The following is a 21,869-nucleotide window of genomic DNA, read 5'->3' as shown; positions in this document are numbered from 1 at the left end:
ACTAATAATTTCAGTTCCATTAACTCCATTATAACCTCCTGTTCCTCCAGTTACTCGACCACTACTATCGAAACCAGTTCCGTCTAAAACTCCATCCTTAGTAGCGTCTGTTCCTCCAGATTCTACTGAATCAGGACACCCGTCATTATCACTATCTGTATCTCTTAAATTAGGGATTCCATCACTATCCGTATCACAAAGTAAACGAATACCAAAAGCAACACCTTCAAGCCCCCCTTGATTTATAGTAACATTTAAAACAGAAGCATTTTCAGAATAATAAATAGAATTATTACCTAACGTTGTTGATGTATCTATTAAAGTTTTTGAACCTGCACCAGAAAAAGAACCTCCAGTTCCAATTGATTCTAAAAGAGTCCAATCACCTCCATTCGTATTAAACTGAATTGACTCACTACCAGATGCTGTAGCTTCAGCATCTAATGCCAATAAATATAAAGGATAAGGATTACCAGATTTAGTTGCTGTAAACGTAACAGTGAAAGACACATCTGCTCCATTAACTGTTCCATAAAAAGCTTCAGTTGTTCCTGAAGTATTATACATATCCTTAAGGCTTGAACCACTCCATGTATTCATATCCGTTGGAATGAATGAACTTGTATTTCCAGTTGCATTTGAAAATGTAGCTGTTACAACTAAGCCATCCGGTAAATTAAATGTTTGAGAATCTCCATTTTGTATACCATTAGTAAAATCAGTTCCTGTCCAATTAAAAAAGTACAACTGATCTTGTAAAGTTCCCGAACCAGAAGTAGAATTAGCAACTAATGGTTGATCACAATATCCTTCAACAGCATCTAAAATACCGTCATTATCATCATCTAAATCACAACCATCTGGCACTGTATCTCCATCACTATTAATCGCATCATCATAACCATCACAAACATCAGAAGTATTAATTACTCCATCTCCATCATCATCACATTGGCCACCTGTTACACCAGAGTTTGTTGAACTAACATTAGTTTGACCAGCTCCAGCAGAACTAGGAATACCAGTAGAACCAACACCTCCAGTTAATCTACCATTACTATCAACACTTGATAATGTTAACCCTGTATTACTACCCTCTAAAGCATCAAAACAACCATCATTATCAGAATCTGTATCTAAATAGTTTGGTCTTCCGTCATTATCAGAATCTAAATGGGTGTTACAAAATGTAAAATTACTTAAACCTGTAAATTGAAATTGACTAGCTACAGGCGCTGTTGTTAAGTTTTTATATACAACTTCTAGTTTAATAATCCAGGCTTGAACCCCATTTATTACTACATCTCTATCACGACTAGCTGTTTGTCCTCTAAAAGCATTAGAAGCAAATGTTTGCCCATCTAATGTATATTCGGAAGCACTTAATGTATGAGTAGTACCGTCAGTTTTAGTTAAAATAAGTTCTACTTCATCAATAAAAGTTGTATTTGCACCACCTTCATCAACATCTATAAGAGTAAAACCTAAATTATACACTGGTTCATCAAACTCAAAACTATGTCTAGATTCTCCTCCGTTTTCTGCTTTTTGATATAAAGTATAAGAAGAACCCGAGCTCTCAAAATTATTAACTCTATACTCTTGTGTGGACAGCCCACCTCCATCTCTAGTTAACCTTACTCCTGTTCCATTAACAGTTAAATTAGCATTAGCAACAACTGGATCATCTCCTAAAGCAGGATCAGTTGTACTAGTACTCTCTGCATATAAATTATTCCAATTTAACGTAGAATTACTTGTTGCACAAATTCCTAATTCATTAATATCTAATATCCCATCATTATCATCATCGTAATCACAACCATCAGGTACTGTATCTCCATCAGCATTATTATTATCATCAAAACCATTACAAATATCAGAACCATCAGCTATTCCATCTCCATCTGTATCTGTTACAGGAGGAGTTGTACAAGAAACAGTTGATCGCCATCCTTGCCCAGTAACACTTCCATCCGAAGTAAAAACTACATGAAGAGAAGTACCTGAAGATGTTATTGTTGCAGGAGGGGTTGTACCACAATAACTATCTATTAAATTTGCAGGAATAGCACTTGTCCCATTATAAACAAACAAAGTATCGTAACACCCTCCAAAACCATCAACTTCAATATCCATAGCTGTGATATTTAAGATCACATTACCTCCATTATTTGAAGTAAACGTTACTGAATGATTTTCAAAGTTTGTGTAACCGCCAGTTGTACCACCTGAATCATAAAAAACCCCTGAACACGTAGTTATAGTAGTCCCACTAACTGCATCTATTTCATAAGTTTGCGCATATAAAACGTTTCCAAAAAACAACAATAACAAGAAAAAAAACTTATTAAACTTAGTTATTTCTTTTAAACATGAAAAGTAATACTTCTCCATATAAATTGAATTTAGTATATATTGTTACAACACTATATTTAGTGTTATTTTAATTTTAATAAATTACATGGAGGGCATAAAAAAGCCCCCAAAAAAATACATTTAGCCGATTGAACGACAAATCTATAGTTTGGGGGGACGTTTCTAATAAACGATGCAAATATAATTAACTTTTATTTACATTCTACATTTATTTAGAAACTTTTTATAAAAAAAAGCTACACTATAATGATAATGAAAAACTATAGTAACGAAATTTTACATATCTAAAAACTATTTAAACAGAACTCTTAAGACAACTCTAAGACCTTATTATGAAAAAACCAATAAGAAGTACCATTCACTTAAAAAAAACACCTTAAACACACCGTAATCGTGTTTTATTTTTTTAAAGCTTCAAAAAAACTTAAAACCGAAACTATATCTTCCTTTTTAGTGAATCTACTAAAAGAAAAACGCACTGAAGTTTTTTCAGCCTCATACTTATTCAAAAAATCATCCAAAACATGAGATCCTTTATCACTTCCACTTTGACAAGCACTTCCTCCAGAGACAGAAATCCCAAACAAATCTAAATTAAAAAGTAACAACTTATCTGTAAACGGAAACCTTACATTTAAAACAGTATACGTACTCTTATCCATATTACTAGATAATCCATTAAAATGAATTTCAGGAAATATTTTAATCAAGCCATCAATCAATTGTTTTTTAATTCCTTTAATATATATAGTATCTTTTTCAATTCTTCTCATCGCTATATCTAATCCCTTTTCCATTCCAAGAATTGAATGTACATTTTCTGTACTTGAGCGACTCCCTCTCTCTTGATCACCTCCATGGAACATAGGAAAAATACCAATATTTTTCTTCACATAAGCAAAACCAACTCCTTTAGGTCCATGAAATTTATGAGCGCTTGCCGTAATAAAATCTATAGGTACTTCCTTTAAATCCAATTCATAATGCCCAATCCCCTGAACAGTATCAGAATGAAATAACACTCCATTAATTTTACACAACTTAGCAACCTCTTTAATTGGCAACAAATTACCAATCTCATTATTCACCCACATTAAACTAACTAATGCTTTTGTATCTACACTCTCTAAAACACTCGCTAACTCATCTAAATCAACTCCACCATCATCATTCACTTTTAGATACACAACATCTACCCCATACTTACTTTCCAAAAATTCAATAGTATGTAAAACAGCATGATGTTCTATTTTAGTTGTAACAATAGTTTCTACTCCTAAATTAGCAACTGCATTTTGCAAAATTAAATTATCAGCTTCAGTACCTCCAGAGGTAAAAATAATTTCCCTTGCAGACACATTAAAGTGTTTCGCTATATTCTTTCTTGCTGTTTCAACAGAAACTTTTGCTGTTCTTCCAAACTGGTGTGTTGATGATGGGTTACCAAAATTAACACGCATTGAATCAGACATTAACTCTATCACCTCTGGCAACATAGGTGTAGTTGCTGCATTATCTAAATAAATTCTTTTCATTCTACAAAAGTAATACTAATTAGGGTTTTGATATACATAAACTTCAGTTGCTCCCATTCCATATTTTTGATAAGAAGCTTCATAATACTTGACTGGATACCTATTTAATAAATAATTCAATTCAGTTTTTAAAACTCCTTCACCAACACCATGAATAAATACAATTTTAGATATTTTCTTAGATAAACAATACTCTATTTTCTGCCTAGCCTTTTCTATCTGAAATGAAAGTATATCATAATTATCCATACCTTTTGTAGATTTTAATATTTTTTCAGCATGCAAATCAACCTCCATCACAACTTCATTTTTAGATTTAATAAAGTTATTTTTTTGGGGTTGCTCTTTACTTATCTTTTCTTTTAAAATAGTATTATTTATATTAAGATATTTACTTAACTCTTTTTGCTCTACTTCAATTTTTACTAACTCAGTTTTTAAAAACCGATACTCCATACCTTCTTCATCTTTCACCAAAACTAATTCATCCAGAAAACCAAAAACTTCTCCTCGTATAACATCATCTATAACAACTACTTTGTTTCCAATTTCAAAACACATAATTAACTATTATTTAATTTACCTTAACGCTTTAACTCTTATTTTTGGCGATATTTTAATTTGCAAAAGAACATTAAATAAATGATTAACACTAAAAACATAGACACAAAAATTTTCTTTGAAGAAGCAAAAAGAAATTTGGTTTTAAGTGACGAACGTAAAGAGCTATTGTTAAAAATTGCTGACACTATTATTGACGAGTATTTTGAACGCGATAAACTGAATCTAAATTTTATTTGCACTCACAACTCTAGAAGAAGTCAATTTGCTCAAGTATGGAGTTTTTTTGCTATTAATTATTTTTCAATTGAAAATATTTTTTCTTTCTCTGGCGGAACAGAAACTACTGCTTTTCATAGAAACACAGTAAGAGCTTTACAGAAAAATGGTTTTGAATTTAATGTTGATAATTTCTCACATCAAAACCCTAAATATTTAATTTCTTTTCATGGATGCAAAACACCTTTAATGGCTTTTTCAAAAGTTTTTGACAATTCACACAATGATTATCCTTATATTGCCATAACTACTTGTGACAGTGCTGATGAAAATTGCCCTTTTATTCCTGATGCAATTGAACGATTTCATTTACCCTTTACAGATCCAAAAATATCTGACGAAAGAGAAGATACTAAAGAAACCTATTTAGCATCTAGCAAACAAATAGCTGGAGAAATATTTTTCATTTTTGAAGAAGTAAAGAAAAACATAACAACCTAAAAATATTAAGGAATAAATTAATAGTTTATACCTTAATGTTTTTATCATAAGGAATACTTTTTAAAATGTGATTTATCACATTTACTCTTGCTATGGTTTTTCTATTAGCTCTAATTACCTTCCAAGGAGAAACCACCGTATTAGTTTTAGAGAACATTGTTCTTTTATACTCTGTATAATCATCCCAAAGCTCTTGTGCTTTTTCATCTACTGGTGTCATTTTCCATTGTTTCAATGGATCATTTTTAATATCATTAAATCTTTTTGCTTGTTCTCTTTTATTTATTGACATGTAAATTTTAACTAAACGAATACCTGACTCTAAAATCATTCGTTCAAAATCATTCACTTGATTCATAAACACTTCGTACTCTTTCTCTGTACAAAAACCATTTACTGGTTCAACCACCGCTCTGTTATACCAACTTCTATCAAAAAACACCATTTCGCCCGCCTTAGGAAATCGCTCTACATAACGCTGAAAATACCATTGAGTTCTTTCATCTTCATTTGGTTTGGGCAATGCAACTATTCGCATATGCCTAGGATTAATTCGTTCAGTAATCCTTCTAATAGCACCACCTTTTCCTGCAGCATCTCTACCTTCAAAAATAACTATAATACGTTCATCTTTCTCTATTGCCCAAGTTTGTAGCTTAATCAATTCTAACTGTAGCTTTTTTAACTTACGCTCATAATCCACATAACGAATTGCTCGCTCTATATTATAAGGTTCTTTTGACAAAATAGCTTTTAACCCTCTATTAGAATTAAGTTTATTAACGTCTTTCTGTGTTAAGTTTTCCATATAATTAATCTAAATGATTTACTGAACGGTAATAACGCATTACCACATTAGGGTCAGGGTTTAATATTGTATTAGCATCTTCTTTTCCTTCATAATTAAATTGAGACAATACATGACGCATACACTCTACTCTTGCTTTTTTCTTATCATTCGTTTTCACAACAATCCATGGACTATATGTTGTATGTGTTTTGCTAAACATCTGATCTTTATAAAACGTATACTTATCCCACAATTCTTGTCCTTTTTTATCTACAGGACTAAATTTCCACCTCTTTAGTGGATTTTTATTTCGAGAATCAAAACGCCTTAACTGTTCTTCTTTAGATATAGATAACCAAAATTTAATAATAGTAACTCCATCTTCATATAACATATGCTCAAATTCAGGAACCTGTACCAAGAATTTTTTATATTGATTTTCACTACAAAACCCCATAACTGGCTCTACTACTGCTCTATTATACCAACTTCTATCAAAAAAAACTATTTCACCAGGATTGGGTAGCTCCTTAATATACCTTTGAAAATACCACTGACCCTTCTCTACTTCTGTAGGTTTGTTCAATGCTACTAAACGCATAGATCTAGGATTTAAGTGCTCCATAAATCGACGAATACTTCCTCCTTTACCAGCAGCATCTCTACCTTCAAAAATTACAGCTACTCTTTTATTATTTTTAGCAACCCATTGCTGTAACTTAACCAGTTCTATTTGAAGTTTTTTAAGCTCATTCTCATAATTTATTTTAACATCAACCTTCTCAATAGAAACTCCTTTTTCTTTAATCAACTCCCTTAATTCATCATTCGTAGAAACACTTTGAAAATCTGTTATAGTCAATTTTGGTTTTTCTTCCATATATAATAAAAAAATATAATATTTGCAGTTAAATTGTAGTATTGCTAAAATAAGATGATATTTACTTTTATGAAAAAAATTATTGCTTTTTTATTGATCTTATCTTCTCTTACCTCATTTTCACAACGTAAGTATAAAAAAGAGTTTAGTTTTTCTAACGATAATGACCTTTATATATCTTTAAGTCAAGATAGGTATTATACCAATGGAATGTTTTTCACATACCGATACCTAAGTAACAAGACTAATAAAAAAGTAGAAAAAAAAATATATGAACTACAATTAGGCCATAAAATGTATACTCCTTTCAAAGCAACAGTGCAAACACACGGAGAGCATGACAGACCTTTTGCTTCATATTTATATGGTAATTTTGGGATTAATTATTTTCTTAAAAATAACAACATCTTAAAAACCTCATTAGAAATTGGTGTTGTGGGACCAGCTTCATTAGGACAAGAACTACAAGACTTCATACATGATATTTATGGTTTCAGAAAAGCTATTGGATGGAAATATCAAATAAAAAATGCCTTTGCTTTAAATTTTAATACAAGTTTTACCACACCTTTATTTAAAGACAAATCAAACTACTACGATATAAACTGGACGAATAATGCATCTATAGGTACAGTTTTTACTAACATGTCTTCTGGTTTTTATGGTAGAATTGGCTTAAAACCTTTACAAAAACTTGTTAATTCAATAGCTTTCAACAGTAACCTTAACGATAAAAACTCTAAATTCAATAATGAAATAGAATCTTTTATCTATATAAAACCAATGATTAATTACATTCTTTATGACGCTACAATTCAAGGTAGTTTCTTAAATACTGGTAGTCCAATAACATATTCAGTTATGCCTTTTATGTTTTCAACCGAAATTGGTATTCGTTTTACAGCAAATCGTTTTAATTTAGGATACACCATACATTACCACACAAAAAAACTAAAAAGCATTCAAGTACCATCAGGAAACTTTTACGGAAGCATCCAAATAAACTATCAATTTAATTAGTTTGTAAAATAAATTTTTAAAATCGTCAAATTAAGATATATTTGTAGTTCTAATCATTAGAAACTTAATCAATGAAATTTATCGTATCTAGCTCTCAATTATTAAAACAGTTACAAGTTTTAGGAGGAGTTATAAACAGCAATAATACGCTACCAATTTTAGATAATTTCCTATTTGAATTATCTGAAAATCAATTAAAAATATCATCATCAGATTTAGAAACTACAATGAGTGCCGTTGTAGAAGTTGAAAGTACCGATGCTGGAGCTATTGCAATTAATGCTCGTTTATTATTGGATACTTTAAAAACTTTTCCTGATCAACCCCTTACATTTAAAACTGAAGGTGATAGCACTATTGAAATTATTTCTGAGCAAGGAAAGTATGACATGGCTTATTTTAACGGAGAAGAATTTCCTAAAGCTGTTGAATTACCATCTCCAAGTAGCACTGAAATACCATCACATATTTTAGCTACAGCAATCACTAAAACTATATTTGCTGCTGGGAATGATGATTTAAGACCAGTAATGAGTGGTGTATTTTTTCAATTCAACTCAAAAGAATTAACTTTTGTTGCTACAGATGCTCACAAGCTTGTAAAATACACTCGTAAAGATGTTACTGCTGATAAATCTGCTGAGTTTATAATGCCAAAAAAGCCTTTAAACTTATTAAAAGGTATACTAGGTGGCTCAGAAGAAAATGTAACCATAGAGTATAATGACACTAATGCTAAATTTACATTTGATAATGTATTATTAATTTGTCGTTTAATTGATGGAAAATACCCAAATTACGAGGCTGTAATACCTAAAGAAAACCCAAATAAATTGACTGTTGACAGAGCTTCATTTTTAAACTCTGTACGTCGTGTTTCAATATTTTCTAGTAAAACAACTCATCAAATCCGCTTAAAAATGGCTGGTACTGAGTTAAATATTTCTGCTGAAGATTTAGACTATTCTAATAAAGCTGACGAACGTTTACTTTGTGATTATCAAGGAGATGACATGCAAATTGGATTTAACTCTCGTTTTTTAAGTGAAATGTTAAACAATTTAAACTCAAATGATGTATTAATTGAAATGAGTTTACCTAATAGAGCTGGGATTTTAACACCTATTGATGGTACAGAAGAAGGAGAGCAAGTTACTATGTTAGTAATGCCTGTTATGTTAAACAGCTAAACTTTCTAAAAATATAAATAAGAAAGACCGTTTAAGTAAGCTTAAACGGTCTTTCTTATTTATAAAACATACACTTCCTAGTAGTTTACAACCTTAAAAGCAGTATTTCCATACCACTCTGCCCAATGTTCAGTATAGCCTTCTACAGGTATATAATGGAACAACGCTGGATCACCTACACAAAATTCATAAATTTTCATCACTTCATTTGTATGATTTGATATATTATCAAATAAAGGGTTTCTGTTCATTCTGAAATTGGTTCCCACAATTCTTGCTTGATAAGCCACTCCAAACTTTAATCTATTGTTAGCTCTAACGGTTACCCAAGCATTCCAAAACCACACTTGTCTGTATTGTTCTGTTTTAGTTTTTGCTCCAATAGAACTATAAAAGTACCAATGTTGATCAAATTGTTCAAGTCTCATTCTTACACTTCTATCATTTAAAAATGGTTCATGATTAACAATTCCTCTTGAAAAATATTCTTTTTTATTATTACCATGCTTATATACTTTTAAGAATTTATTGTATGTAATCGTTTTTTGATCAGAAATTTTAACTTTACCTAACTTGTAATCTGCCAAGAATGATTCGATCCCATTTTCATTTCCACTTTTGTATGTATAAACAAACTCACCATCTATTCTATAAATAGATCCTTCAATACTAACTTCTCCATTTTTATTTAATAGATATAACAGCATGCTATCACTAGAACTCACTTCTGCTATTTCTTCTTTATTCAACTGATAATTTTTAGCCTCTTTAGCTTCAACGTTATACGCTAACAATAAAGAAACTCTACCATTTCTATCAAAATCTGATTTAGACAACTCTATCAAATCATTATTAGATTCAATACTTTCTTTAATAAAATACTCAAACTCTTTAAACGATGAAAAAGAAAGTATTCTACTATCTTCTTTAGAGATAACTTTAGTTTCGTTTTCTTTTTTTTCTTCTTTAATTTCTTCCTCTTGACAAGAAATAATCATGATACTTAACATGATTAGTGCAATAATTTTTTTCATAAAAAATAATATTTAATAGTTTTACCTACTCATACGCTTTTCGGCATCCGCGATAGATTTCAAGTTCAAACCTATCACTAACTAAAAATAATTACTTCAATAAGTTTCCGTAGTAAGCAGTTATATTTCCAAATGAACATTAAACAAACAAATTTTTGAAACACATAAGATATTTTTTATTTATGCTTTATTTTCGATAATACCTAATCATAAAAACATTATTAAATTTTAAAATAAAGCATTTTAAATAAAAAAATAATTTCATCTATTAACTCTTAAAACATCTTAAAATACAGTTAATAATGAGATTATTGTTTTTTGTTAACATCTTTCGCTTTAAAAAACCATAAATAATTGTAAATTTACCTCTTTCAAACTAGACAAATTACAATGGGTAGAATTATTGCAATAGCAAATCAAAAGGGTGGTGTTGGTAAAACAACAACCACTGTTAACTTAGCTGCAGCCTTAGGGGTTTTAGAAAATAAAGTACTATTAATTGATGCTGATCCGCAAGCAAACGCTACTTCTGGTTTAGGTATAGATGTAGAAAGTATTGAAAAGGGAACTTATCAAGTTTTAGAACTAACTGTTCCTCCAAAAGATACTATTATACAAACTACTTCTCCTAATGTAGATCTAATTCCTGCACATATTGATTTGGTTGCTATTGAAATAGAGCTTGTAGACAAACAAGAAAGAGAGTACATGCTAAAAAAAGCATTAGAAAGCATTAAAGATGAGTATGATTATATATTAATTGATTGCGCTCCTTCTTTGGGTTTAATAACTTTAAACTCTTTAGTTGCTGCAGATTCTGTAATTATACCAATACAATGTGAGTATTTTGCTCTTGAAGGTTTAGGTAAATTATTGAATACTATAAAAAGTGTTCAGAAAATTCATAATCAAGATCTAGATATTGAAGGCTTACTATTAACAATGTTCGATTCTCGTTTACGTCTTTCAAACCAAGTTGTTGAAGAAGTTCGTAAACACTTTAGTTCTATGGTTTTTGAAACAATAGTTCATAGAAACATCCGTTTAAGTGAAGCTCCAAGTTATGGTGAAAGCATAATTTCTTACGATGCAACCAGTAAAGGTGCCGTAAATTACTTAAATTTGGCGAACGAAATTTTAAATAAAAAGGCATAGTATAGTAATGGCAAAAGCAACAAAAAAACAAGCTCTAGGTAGAGGGTTATCAGCATTATTAAAAGAAACCGCAGAAGTAAACTCTGCTTCAGATAAAAATGCAGATAAATTAGTAGGAAGCATCGTTGAACTAGATATTAATTCTATTGATGTTAACCCTTATCAACCAAGAACTTATTTTGATGAGGAAGCTTTACGTGAGTTAGCTAGTTCAATTAAAGAGTTAGGTGTAATTCAACCAATTACTGTTCGTAAATTAGCTAGCGATAAATTCCAACTAGTTTCTGGTGAGCGTCGTTTTAGAGCTTCAAAATTAATAGGAAACAAAACTGTTCCTGCATACATTCGCTTAGCGAATGATCAAGAAATGCTAGAAATGGCTTTAGTTGAAAATATTCAACGTAAAAACCTTGATCCTATTGAAGTAGCTTTATCATACCAACGTTTAATTGATGAAATTCAATTAACACAAGAAGAACTTAGTACTAGAGTTGGAAAAAAACGTTCTACTGTAACGAATTATTTACGTTTACTAAAGTTAGACCCTATTATTCAAACTGGTATGCGTGATGGATTTATTTCTATGGGACATGGTAGAGCTTTAATTAACGTTGACAGTGCTACTGATCAGTTAAATATTTACGAAAAAATCCTTAGAGATAAACTATCTGTTCGTCAAACTGAAGAACTTGTTAAAAACTTAAAAGCAGGAACAGTTACTAAAGCGGCTAAGAAAAAAGCTTTACCAAAATATATTTCAGAAAGCGTTAATGACTTTAATGAATACTTTGGTAATAAAATAGACGTTACTGTTAATAATCGTGGAAGAGGAAAGATATCTATCCCTTTTACTTCTGAAGAAGACTTTAATCGTATAAAAAACTTATTAAAATAAGTGTTTCAAAAAAAAATTATACTAGTATTTTTAGGTTTCTTTTTATCGTATAACTCTTATGGTCAAAAGAAAGATACTTTGGCTATAAAAATAAAAAAATCTAAATTTACTACTAAAAAATACAACCCTCTATCACCATCAAAAGCAGCTTTTTATTCAGCTATTTTTCCTGGAGGAGGACAAATTTATAATAAAAAATACTGGAAAGCCCCTATTGTTTGGGGTGCAATTGGTGCTAGTATTTATTATTACACAACAAATAGTAATGAATATGATCGTTTTAGAAATGCTTTTAAATTAAGAAAACAAGGTTTAAAAGATGAATTTACTGACAGTAATGGTGATTATATAATATCTACTGCTGGTTTAGAAAACGCTCAAAAAGTACTTCGGAAAAATAGAGATTTATCCTTATTAACTGGAGTTTTACTTTATGTTTTACAAATAGTTGAAGCAAGTGTAAATGCACATTTACTTCAATTTAACACCGATGACAACTTATCTATAAATCCAACTATTTCAACTGATCCAATGCTTATTGAATCTCCAAAAGTTGGTTTAACATTTAAATATTCTTTTTAAAAAAATGAAAATAGCCTTACTTGGATATGGTAGAATGGGTAAAGAAATTGAAAAAATTGCTTTACAAAGAGGTCATGAAGTTGTAATTAAATACTCTGGTGAAGAAGATTATAATATCAAATTAGCAGATGTAGCTATTGATTTTAGTATTCCTGATGTAGCTTTTACTAATATTTCTAATTGCATTAACAACACAGTCCCTGTAGTGTCTGGAACCACTGGATGGTTAGATAAATATGAGGATATTGTGAATCTATGTGATGAAAAAAAAGGGGCTTTTATTTATGCTTCAAACTTTAGTTTAGGCGTTAATATCTTTTTTGAGCTAAATAAGCAGTTAGCTAAAATGATGAGTTCATTAGAGCAGTATAATATTACTATGGAAGAGATTCACCATACAAAAAAATTAGACGCTCCTAGTGGAACTGCTATTACGCTTGCTGAGGGTATTATTGAAAACACCCATAAAACATCTTGGGAATTAGATAAACAAGTTTCAGAAAATAGTATTCCAATAAAGGCCATCCGTACACCTGAAGTACCAGGAACACATACTGTTACTTATAAATCTGAAGTTGACTCTATAGATATTAAACATACGGCGCATAATAGACAAGGATTTGCTTTAGGTGCAGTTGTAGCTGCTGAATGGCTAGCAAATAAAACAGGGGTTTACACTATGAATGACGTGTTAAACTTAGGTTAAAAACGTAACTTTTTAACTATAAAAGCACTAATAAATTGACTTTTGCCCTAATAGGGAATAAAAAAATTTAAATTATGACATTTACTGAATGGTTTATCTTCTTTTTAATAATTCAAGCAATCCATTTTTTAGGAACTTGGAAATTATATGTAAAAGCAGGAAGGAAAGCATGGGAAGCTGCAGTACCAGTTTATAATGCTGTTATTTTAATGAAAATACTAAACCGTCCAAAATGGTGGGTTATTTTATTATTTGTTCCTATTGTTAACTTATTAATGTTTCCTATTGTTTGGGTAGAAACTTGTAGAAGTTTTGGTTTTAATAAAGGAAAAGACACCATTTTAGCAATTTTTACACTAGGTTTATATATCTACTATATAAACTATGCTACTAATAGCTCTCACATAAAAAATCGTAGTTTAAAACCACCAAATGTTGTAGATGAATGGTTAAGTTCTATTGCTTTTGCCGTAATTGCTGCTACTTTAGTGCATACTTATTTTATGCAACCATATACTATTCCAACTTCATCTTTAGAAAAAACATTATTAGTTGGTGATTATTTATTTGTTAGTAAATTTCATTATGGGGCACGTGTTCCAATGACTACTGTAGCTGCTCCGATGGCTCATGATACGATTCCTGGTTTGGGTGCTAAGTCATTTTTATCAGATGATAACCCTGAAAATAAAAATAGTTGGAAAAATAAATTATCATTACCATACATGCGTTTGCCTGCGCTTCAAAAAATTAAACGAAATGATATTGTTGTGTTTAGTTGGCCTGCAGATTCTTTAAAAGCAATGTGGGGAGATAATTCAGGAAAATTTACCTATAAACCTATAGACAAACGTACAAACTATGTAAAAAGATGTGTAGGTGTTGCTGGTGATAGTTTAGAAGTTAGAGATGGATATGTTTTTATTAATGGAAAGAAAACTATTTTACCAGACAGAGCTAAGCCTCAATGGTTTTTTGAGGTTGACACAGAAGGAAAAAACTTTAGTAGAGGTGCTGCTGAAAAATATAACATTCGAGAATGGGCTCCTAGAGATGGGAAATATATTTTAAATTTAACTGACGATGAAGCAGCTTTAATTAAAAAAGACCCAATAGTTAAAAGCATAACAAAAACATTAAGACCAAAAGGGCACTATGATAAATCTGTTTTCCCACACAGTCCTAAATACGCTTGGTCTTCAGATAATTTTGGACCTATTTATATTCCTAAAAAAGGAGTAACTGTTGAATTAAACGAAAATAGTATTCCTTTTTATGAGCAAATTATTAGAAGGTATGAAAATAACAATTTAACCATTTTTGGTAACAACATATACATTAACGGTAAAAAGGCAAAATCATACACTTTTAAGCAAGATTATTACTGGATGATGGGTGATAATCGTCAAAACTCTTTAGACGCCAGAAACTGGGGATATGTACCTTTTGATCACGTTGTTGGGAAACCTGTAATGGTTTGGTTAAGTTGGGACCCAAAAGCTAAAAGTTTTGGTGAAAAATTAAAATCAATTCGTTGGGATAGAATGTTTACAACTGTTGGAGGAAGTGGAAAACCAGTTTCTTATTTATGGGTTGTAATCGTATTGATTGCTGGTTATATTTTTTATAGTATCAGAAAAAGTAAAAAGAAAGCATAATGGCTCTTTTTATTCCTACTTATTTTGCTCCAATTGCTCAGTACTCTAAAATTTCACAATGTGATTCTGTTACATTTGAATTTGAAGATAATTTTCAAAAACAAACCTATAGAAATCGTTGTTATATATATGGCGCAAATGGGAAACTTTCTTTAAATATACCTGTAAAACACAAACAATCAGAAGGTAGAAAAAAAACAAAAGATGCTATGGTTGAAAATGAATTTCCATGGCAACAACAGCATTTTAAATCGTTACAATCTGCTTACCATACTTCTCCTTTTTTTGAGTTCTATGAAGACGATATTCATAAAATATTTAGTAAAAAGTATTCTTTTTTACATGATGTTGTTGTAGATACTCATTTATTTGTTGCTGATGCTTTACAAATAAGTGAATCTTACTCAAAAACTACTTGTTATGATGATACTGCTGAAGAAGATTTTAGAAGTTTAGCTATAGCTAAAAAGGGTATAAAAGTAGAAATGGATACTTATATTCAAATGTTTGATGATAAACATGGTTTTATCCCAAACCTTTCTATATTAGACCTATTATTTATGGAGGGACCAAATGCTATTAGTTTTTTAGAAAAAATTTCCTTAAATTTGAGATAAACGAATTATACTCTCCCCAAATATAATTGTTTCCTATTACATTTAAATGAATACAATAGAACAATTTTTATCGGAATACAAGAGCTCTTTATCAACTACTTCGAAAAATAAATTAGAAAGTGCTCTTACTTTAAAACATTATAAAAAAAGTGATATCATAGCTGGTAAAAACCAAAAAGAATCTAAGTTTTTTATTTTAAAAAAGGGAGTAGTCTGCTCATTTTTAGTGGATCAAAAGGGTAAAAATTATATTAGAACATTATTTACTCCTATTTCAGTTATAGCTCCTCATAAATCATTAATAAATGCACCTAATTTAAATGTAGATTATTACTGTTTATCTGATTCTATTATTTTAGAAACAAAATTAAACCTGTTCTTGTCTTTGACTGAAAAGAATCATGATATTTCAATATTATTTTCAAAAATATTAATGCAAGAATACCTAAAATTAATAACTCGAGTAACACAATTAACCACTTTAAACGCTACAGAAAGGTATTTAATGTTAAAAAAAACGGTTCCAGAAATTGAAAAACAAATTCCTTTACATCAAATAGCGTCTTATTTAAATGTTACTGCAGTACAATTAAGTCGAATTAGAAGAAAGTTATACTCAAGTTAACATGTAAACATATGTTAACAAAAACTCTTATTATAACCCCTAATTTTGTCGGTTCATAAAAATAATGAGAATTCTGAAAAATTCAGTCTCCCCACATTTATATAGAAAGGTTTATTTTAATTAATAAACCTTTTTTTATACGAATCTATTTAACAAACCATTGAACTGTGTTGATATCTTTAGTTTATATACTATAAATATATATATAGGAATTATCAAGATACTTTTTAAAACAATATTTATTATTGGGTGAATAGAAAAGTTTAATAATGACATTTCAGGTATAGAAAAATTCCAAAAATTAAAAATAAAATATAATAGAACAATTATAAAAATCATTATAATAGTTTTGAATGTAAAAGGGTTCATTTTTAATTTATTTTGAACAAACCATAATTTAAAACCTCCAAAGAAAAAAGTAATTATCAATGTAGCTAACGCTAAGCCATCGGTAGATAAATTTAAATTATAATAGAAATAATCATTTAAAAAATAAACACCTAATGCCATACCCAATCCAATAGGCAATACTATTCTATAAAATTTAGAATTGTTAATAATAGCTCCATTACTACCTAATAACATTAAAAATAGTTTAGCTGAAGAAATCATTAAAACAACTTTTTCACCTCCAGCATAACCATCACTAGGCATTATTTTAAACAACTCGGAAACATTCGTGTTTACCAATATAAAAAACAATCCTCCTATCAATAATAAGTTTATAGAACTCTTTTTATATAAACTTTCAACTTCCTTGCTATTATTTTCATTTATAGACTTTGACGTTAATGGCTGTAATATTTGGGTCATTGCTCTACTAGGCGCTTCAATGAACGACCCTATAAAAACAGCTACAGAGTAATAAGCAGCCATTGCAAATCCTTCTTTACCTGGTATCATAACCTTATCAATATCTAAAACAATGGCACCTGCACTACCTGCTAAAAGTATATATGAAGTGTATTTCAATACTTCTTTAAAATTAGAGGGTAATCCAAATGAAAATTTAGGTATATATAACTTAAACGCATACAGCATCATTAATATCGATCTTAAAACGTAAGCTAGGGCCATATAAAAAAGAAATTCTTGTTTTGTAATAACATCAAAAGAAACTGCAAAAAGCAAACTCATAACAGCTACTCTATTGTATAATTCTTTTAAAACATTACCAAATACCGATTGTAATTGTACTTTAGCCCAAGAATAAAACACTTCAAAATAAGCACAACAAACTGCAATTATATATATGTAAATTGTATAATTCTCAATAATCAAATTATCTTTTGAATTACTCTTTGAAACATAATTCATTATTAAATCATGAACAGAATCCCACAAAAAACCTACAGGTAAAGCTATAAATAGTGGTAAAAAAAGAACTAAATTCAAAAATTTATCTTTCTCTATTTTTGAAGTATAACTAGAAAAAAATTTGACAATAGTAAAATGAATTCCAAAAGCTATTATTGGCATTATAAGGTTTGAAGCTGCAAAAACATACGTGGCTAACCCATAATATTCTGAAGTTAAAAATCGGTCATATAAATAAACAGTGTTAACACCTCCAATTATAAATCCTAAGTAAATAACAAGAGTGTTTTTAAGCGATTGTTTTAATACTATTCCCAAATTATACTTGAATTAGTTTTTTTATTGATGTATAAATTTTCTCTCCAACATTAACACCATACAATTCTTTATCAAACAACTTAGTTGAAGTTAAAAAATAGTTGAAAGCTTCTATTATTTTTTTCTTTTCGAATCCTGTAATTAACGCATAATCATTATCAACTAATTCTACCCATTCAGTTTCTGTTCGAGCTATTACACAATGTTTTTTATTAAAGAAAGCTTCTTTTTGTAATCCTCCACTATCAGTTATAACCATAGTACAATTTTTTAATAACTCCAACATATCAAAATACCCTATAGGCTCTATTAAGGTAATTTTAGATTCTATTTCGAATTCTTTTAATTTAAGTGCTGTTCTTGGGTGCAATGGTAAAATTACTGGAGTATTTTTATTTATCTCTTCTAAAGCTTTAAAAATACTTTCAAGTGATTTTTTTGAATCTGTATTTTCTTGTCTATGAATAGTTGCTAAAACAAAATTGTTTTCAGCTAATTTTAATCTGTTAATTATAGTCGATTTCTCTTCTGAAAGCTTACTATAAAACTCAACAGCATCTTTCATAATATCACCATGCTTTTCAATTTTAATCGGTAAACTATCAAACCCTTCAATTTTTAAGTTTTTTAAAGAACTATTAGTTGGGCAACTCAACAAATCTGCAATCCTGTCAGTTACTATTCTATTCACTTCCTCTGGCATTTCCATATTAAATGACCGTAAACCAGCTTCAATATGCACAATCTTAATATTCATTTTTTTAGCAGTTAAAGCCCCTGCTAAAGTTGAATTAGTGTCTCCATAAACAATTACTGCGTCTGGTTGTTCTTTGTATAAAACCTCTTCTATTTTTTCCATCATTTGACCAGTCATAGCCCCATGATTTAACCCATTAATATTTAAATTATATTTAGGTTTTGGGATTTTCATTTCATCAAAAAAAACAGCACTCATATTAACATCATAATGCTGACCTGTGTGAACTATGATTTCCTGAAAATCATTATGTTCAACTATAATTCTACTTAACACAGCTCCTTTTACAAACTGTGGTCTTGCTCCTAATATGGTTACTATTTTTTTCAAGAATTATTAATTTCTTTAAGTATTTCTGTTAATTGCCTTGTCAATTCTTGTCTATGAAATTTACCAATATCTTTTGAATCAACAGTTAAATTTTGGGCTTTATAACTATTATACAGATTAGTTATTATTATTTTTAACTTTCTTTTATTATCAAAACTTACTATGTCGCCTGAATTAGTAACATTTAAAATTTCTGCTAAATCACCATTTTCTGGTCCAATTGCTAATATAGGTCGTTTTGCTTGTAAATATTCAAAAATTTTACCTGTTATAATACCTTTTGCACTTGGTACGTTATTTACAGCTAATAATAAAATTTGTGATTTTTTTTGATAGTTCAACACTTCATTATGTGGAACATAATTAATTTTTTTCACACCCTTAAAGGAATATTTCTCTAAAGTTTCATCAATTTCTTTGGCTACTTTACCTATTAGTTTTATTTCTAAATCATTTGAAAACTGAACATTTTCTTTACAAATTTCATCTAATACTTCCCATAAAATTTTAGGATTCCTATCGGCATTCATTAATCCTATATGAGTTATAGAAAATGTTTCGTCTAGATTAATCTTTTCTTTTTGGTCTTCTTCATTATCATATCCATTCGTTACTACATAAATTTTATTAGAATAGTCAGAATAATTTTCTTTCATAGTTTTGCCAATAACTAAAATTGCATCAGCTTTTTTTAAAACCTCTTTTTCTAATTTGTGGTGCTTTTTTATTGATTTTTTAGTTAATGGTAATTGATGAAAATAATCTATATCTGTCCAAGGATCTCTAAAATCAGCTGCCCACTTTATTCCTAATTCTTTCTTTAACTGTAAACCTATTAAATGCATACTATGAGGAGGCCCAGTAGTTATAAGTATATCTACAGTATTTTCTTTTAAATAATTTTTAAGTTTTTTAACTGACGGTTTAACCCAAAACTTCCTAGCATCAGGTATAAAATAATTTGCTCTTATATATTGTAATACTTTACCGAAAAAAGTAGGATTAGGGTTTAAAAATCCTGCGCTAGTTTGGGATCCTTTTTTCTTAAATCTTGATAATAAATTATTAGGTTCCAAAATAGGACTTTTAATAACCTCTATATTTTCAGGAACATCAATACTTAAAGAAGTATCTACAAGTGGATAGTTAGGATTTTCAACAGTATATATAACAGGCTCAATCCCAAAGCTTCTTAAATACTTTACAAATTTAAGCCAACGTTGCACACCTGAACCTCCAGCTGGCACCCAATAATATGTTACTATTAAAACTTTCAATCGCTTAACCTATCATATAATGCTATTAATTCTTTAGAAGTAAATTCCCAATTTAAATTACCTACCAAAGCTTCTTCATTACCTTTTTTAGCTTTATCAAGAGCCGCTTGATAATTCATTTGAATATTAAAAACTTTATCAGCAAAACTAATTGGGTTTTCTGCTTCAAAACAACTTCCAATTTCTTTTTCTTCAACAATTCTTTTCATTGGTGCACAATCAGAAACCAATAAAGGTTTACCAGACAATAAAATTTGAAAAAATTTATGTGGCATTGCACTTTCTGTTTGCTCATTAGAAATATGAGGTATAATATTTAATTGAGAACTTTTCATAATATTTACAACATTTTTGAAAGGTTCTTTGTCTTTGATAATAACAAAATCTTCTAATTTATGTTCTTTTATTAAATTTTGTAAATAAAGTCTCACATCATAGTTCGCAGGCCCTACTAAAACTAGTAAAGTATTTGGGAATTTTTCAATAATTTTGTTCATTCCTAAAATAGCTGTGTGAATTCCTCTATGTGGTCCAAAGCCTCCTACATAGGAAATAATAAATCGATCCTCTAATCCTGTAAAATAATTTGTGCTTTTTATATCAAAATTTTCTGCAAATTCTTTTTTTTCAGTGTTAGGAACAACTACTACTCTATTTTCATCTACTCCATACTGATTAATTAACCTTTGCTTCATTTCATCAACAACAGCTACCAATACATCATACTTTTTTATAATCCTTCTTTCAAAATTACTCCACCTTTTATACCCAAATAATAATTTATTTTTTACTCTAATTATAGGGTTTCTTCTCCAAGCAAACCAAGTAATCAAGGCCGCAGGGTAGTTTTCATGTAAATCTAATATTGATTTTAAATTATACTTCTCAGTAAAAATTAATGCTGTTTTTGCAAGTGGTAAATCATGCACATGTAAAGCTTCAATATTATTTTCTTTTATAAAAATTGGAGTTTTCTTTTTAAAATAGGGGTGTATAAAGTTTATGGATGTTAATACATCTATAATTCCTTCATGTGCTAAACTTTTATATTCTATTTTCCTAAAAACATGAACTCCATTTACAACTTCATAACTTTTCTCTTTTGAAATTCTTTTACATAAAATGAAAACATCATGATTTTCAGCTAACGTTTCAGCTTCTTTTCTAACTCTTATATCTGCGGGATAGCTCCCATTTAGCAACATTCCAATTCTCATACTTAAACTGTATAAAAAATATAATTTTGTTTTTGAAAGGATTTAGTATATAAAATTTTAAAATTTGTAATTACGTTTGAAGTAAAAAAAAATTTAATACTACTTATACATACTAATATTGGAAGCTGATTATACATTTATTTATTTTTAAGCAAATGTATCACTATTTTAGTTTTACTGGAAAAAACTATTAAGACTTTAAATAAAAAAAATCAAAACGTTTATTATACATTTTGATTTCTTAATAAAAACATAGTACTACTTTTTCTTTCAATCTTCCCTAAATGTTCGGACATTCATATAACA

The 21,869-nt window shown here is 29.4% G+C and carries 20 protein-coding genes; 10 read left to right on the top strand and 10 right to left on the bottom strand.

Going from position 1 to position 21,869, the window contains the following annotated elements:
- The 3 genes from ACKTTQ_RS03340 to ACKTTQ_RS03330 all read right to left on the bottom strand — a co-directional run.
- Nucleotides 1-2,397, bottom strand: a 2,397-nt coding sequence (locus ACKTTQ_RS03340) for a CshA/CshB family fibrillar adhesin-related protein (protein WP_408048386.1), incomplete at its 3' end; no start/stop codon positions are given.
- 380 nt (nucleotides 2,398-2,777) lie between these two features.
- Nucleotides 2,778-3,914 carry a cysteine desulfurase family protein gene (locus tag ACKTTQ_RS03335; protein ID WP_408048385.1) on the bottom strand — a complete coding sequence of 379 codons (1,137 nt, stop codon included), beginning with the start codon at nucleotides 3,912-3,914 and terminating at the stop codon, nucleotides 2,778-2,780.
- Between the two features lie 15 nt (nucleotides 3,915-3,929).
- Nucleotides 3,930-4,475: a Smr/MutS family protein gene (locus ACKTTQ_RS03330; RefSeq protein WP_408048384.1), complete on the bottom strand. Its 546-nt coding sequence runs from the start codon at nucleotides 4,473-4,475 to the stop codon at nucleotides 3,930-3,932.
- An 81-nt stretch (nucleotides 4,476-4,556) separates the two neighbouring features.
- Here ACKTTQ_RS03330 and ACKTTQ_RS03325 point away from each other — a divergent pair, with 81 nt between their 5' ends.
- The gene (locus tag ACKTTQ_RS03325) at nucleotides 4,557-5,195 is read left to right on the top strand and encodes a low molecular weight phosphatase family protein (RefSeq protein ID WP_113785720.1); all 639 of its coding nucleotides are present in this window, start codon (nucleotides 4,557-4,559) and stop codon (nucleotides 5,193-5,195) included.
- 25 nt (nucleotides 5,196-5,220) lie between these two features.
- Here ACKTTQ_RS03325 and ppk2 (ACKTTQ_RS03320) read toward each other — a convergent pair whose 3' ends face one another.
- Both ppk2 (ACKTTQ_RS03320) and ppk2 (ACKTTQ_RS03315) read right to left on the bottom strand, forming a co-directional pair.
- A complete protein-coding gene (gene ppk2, locus ACKTTQ_RS03320; RefSeq protein WP_093870725.1) occupies nucleotides 5,221-6,003 on the bottom strand; it encodes a polyphosphate kinase 2 in 783 nt (260 codons plus the stop codon).
- 4 nt (nucleotides 6,004-6,007) lie between these two features.
- Complete coding sequence (gene ppk2 / locus ACKTTQ_RS03315) at nucleotides 6,008-6,865, bottom strand: polyphosphate kinase 2 (RefSeq protein WP_093870724.1); 858 nt, start codon at nucleotides 6,863-6,865, stop codon at nucleotides 6,008-6,010.
- Between the two features lie 69 nt (nucleotides 6,866-6,934).
- Here ppk2 (ACKTTQ_RS03315) and ACKTTQ_RS03310 point away from each other — a divergent pair, with 69 nt between their 5' ends.
- Together ACKTTQ_RS03310 and dnaN are read left to right on the top strand one after the other, a co-directional pair.
- Nucleotides 6,935-7,885, top strand: a complete 951-nt coding sequence (locus ACKTTQ_RS03310) for a lipid A deacylase LpxR family protein (RefSeq protein WP_299135818.1) — start codon at nucleotides 6,935-6,937, stop codon at nucleotides 7,883-7,885.
- A 71-nt stretch (nucleotides 7,886-7,956) separates the two neighbouring features.
- Entirely contained in the window at nucleotides 7,957-9,075 is a 1,119-nt protein-coding gene (gene dnaN, locus ACKTTQ_RS03305) for a DNA polymerase III subunit beta (RefSeq protein WP_093870723.1), read from the top strand.
- A 77-nt stretch (nucleotides 9,076-9,152) separates the two neighbouring features.
- Here the strand turns inward: dnaN and ACKTTQ_RS03300 are convergent, their stop codons facing one another.
- Nucleotides 9,153-10,109: a hypothetical protein gene (locus ACKTTQ_RS03300; RefSeq protein WP_408048383.1), complete on the bottom strand. Its 957-nt coding sequence runs from the start codon at nucleotides 10,107-10,109 to the stop codon at nucleotides 9,153-9,155.
- Between the two features lie 390 nt (nucleotides 10,110-10,499).
- On the opposite strand from ACKTTQ_RS03300, the gene ACKTTQ_RS03295 reads away from it, so the two are divergent.
- The 7 genes from ACKTTQ_RS03295 to ACKTTQ_RS03265 all read left to right on the top strand — a co-directional run bounded on the left by ACKTTQ_RS03295 (nucleotide 10,500) and on the right by ACKTTQ_RS03265 (nucleotide 16,347).
- Nucleotides 10,500-11,264 (top strand): ParA family protein, encoded by a 765-nt coding sequence (locus ACKTTQ_RS03295; RefSeq protein ID WP_093870721.1) that lies wholly within the window; start codon nucleotides 10,500-10,502, stop codon nucleotides 11,262-11,264.
- A 7-nt stretch (nucleotides 11,265-11,271) separates the two neighbouring features.
- Nucleotides 11,272-12,159: a ParB/RepB/Spo0J family partition protein gene (locus ACKTTQ_RS03290; RefSeq protein ID WP_093870720.1), complete on the top strand. Its 888-nt coding sequence runs from the start codon at nucleotides 11,272-11,274 to the stop codon at nucleotides 12,157-12,159.
- Complete coding sequence (locus tag ACKTTQ_RS03285) at nucleotides 12,160-12,741, top strand: DUF5683 domain-containing protein (RefSeq protein WP_093870719.1); 582 nt, start codon at nucleotides 12,160-12,162, stop codon at nucleotides 12,739-12,741.
- Nucleotides 12,742-12,745: 4 nt separating this feature from the next.
- Nucleotides 12,746-13,447 carry a 4-hydroxy-tetrahydrodipicolinate reductase gene (gene dapB / locus ACKTTQ_RS03280; RefSeq protein ID WP_093870718.1) on the top strand — a complete coding sequence of 234 codons (702 nt, stop codon included), beginning with the start codon at nucleotides 12,746-12,748 and terminating at the stop codon, nucleotides 13,445-13,447.
- A gap of 74 nt (nucleotides 13,448-13,521) precedes the next feature.
- A complete protein-coding gene (gene lepB / locus ACKTTQ_RS03275; RefSeq protein ID WP_408048382.1) occupies nucleotides 13,522-15,105 on the top strand; it encodes a signal peptidase I in 1,584 nt (527 codons plus the stop codon).
- The gene (locus ACKTTQ_RS03270; protein ID WP_408048381.1) at nucleotides 15,105-15,722 is read left to right on the top strand and encodes a WbqC family protein; all 618 of its coding nucleotides are present in this window, start codon (nucleotides 15,105-15,107) and stop codon (nucleotides 15,720-15,722) included. Before lepB ends, ACKTTQ_RS03270 begins: the two co-directional genes overlap by 1 nt.
- Before the next feature lie 46 nt (nucleotides 15,723-15,768).
- Complete coding sequence (locus ACKTTQ_RS03265) at nucleotides 15,769-16,347, top strand: Crp/Fnr family transcriptional regulator (protein ID WP_143032784.1); 579 nt, start codon at nucleotides 15,769-15,771, stop codon at nucleotides 16,345-16,347.
- A gap of 135 nt (nucleotides 16,348-16,482) precedes the next feature.
- Here ACKTTQ_RS03265 and ACKTTQ_RS03260 read toward each other — a convergent pair whose 3' ends face one another.
- The 4 genes from ACKTTQ_RS03260 to ACKTTQ_RS03245 are packed head-to-tail and all read right to left on the bottom strand — an operon-like array spanning nucleotide 16,483 to nucleotide 21,563.
- Entirely contained in the window at nucleotides 16,483-17,982 is a 1,500-nt protein-coding gene (locus tag ACKTTQ_RS03260; RefSeq protein ID WP_093870714.1) for a lipopolysaccharide biosynthesis protein, read from the bottom strand.
- 1 nt (nucleotide 17,983) lies between these two features.
- Nucleotides 17,984-19,069: a non-hydrolyzing UDP-N-acetylglucosamine 2-epimerase gene (gene wecB / locus ACKTTQ_RS03255; RefSeq protein WP_113785724.1), complete on the bottom strand. Its 1,086-nt coding sequence runs from the start codon at nucleotides 19,067-19,069 to the stop codon at nucleotides 17,984-17,986.
- Nucleotides 19,066-20,346: a glycosyltransferase family 4 protein gene (locus tag ACKTTQ_RS03250; RefSeq protein ID WP_408048380.1), complete on the bottom strand. Its 1,281-nt coding sequence runs from the start codon at nucleotides 20,344-20,346 to the stop codon at nucleotides 19,066-19,068. Before ACKTTQ_RS03250 ends, wecB begins: the two co-directional genes overlap by 4 nt.
- Nucleotides 20,343-21,563, bottom strand: a complete 1,221-nt coding sequence (locus tag ACKTTQ_RS03245; RefSeq protein WP_408048379.1) for a glycosyltransferase — start codon at nucleotides 21,561-21,563, stop codon at nucleotides 20,343-20,345. Before ACKTTQ_RS03245 ends, ACKTTQ_RS03250 begins: the two co-directional genes overlap by 4 nt.
- Nucleotides 21,564-21,869: the final 306 nt, after the last annotated feature.

The sequence above is a fragment of the Tenacibaculum halocynthiae genome (genome assembly GCF_964512825.1).
GTDB classification, from domain to species: domain Bacteria; phylum Bacteroidota; class Bacteroidia; order Flavobacteriales; family Flavobacteriaceae; genus Polaribacter; species Polaribacter halocynthiae.
The sequence above is the reverse complement of the archived record's forward strand: the minus strand, read 5'-3'. Positions and strand labels throughout refer to the sequence as shown.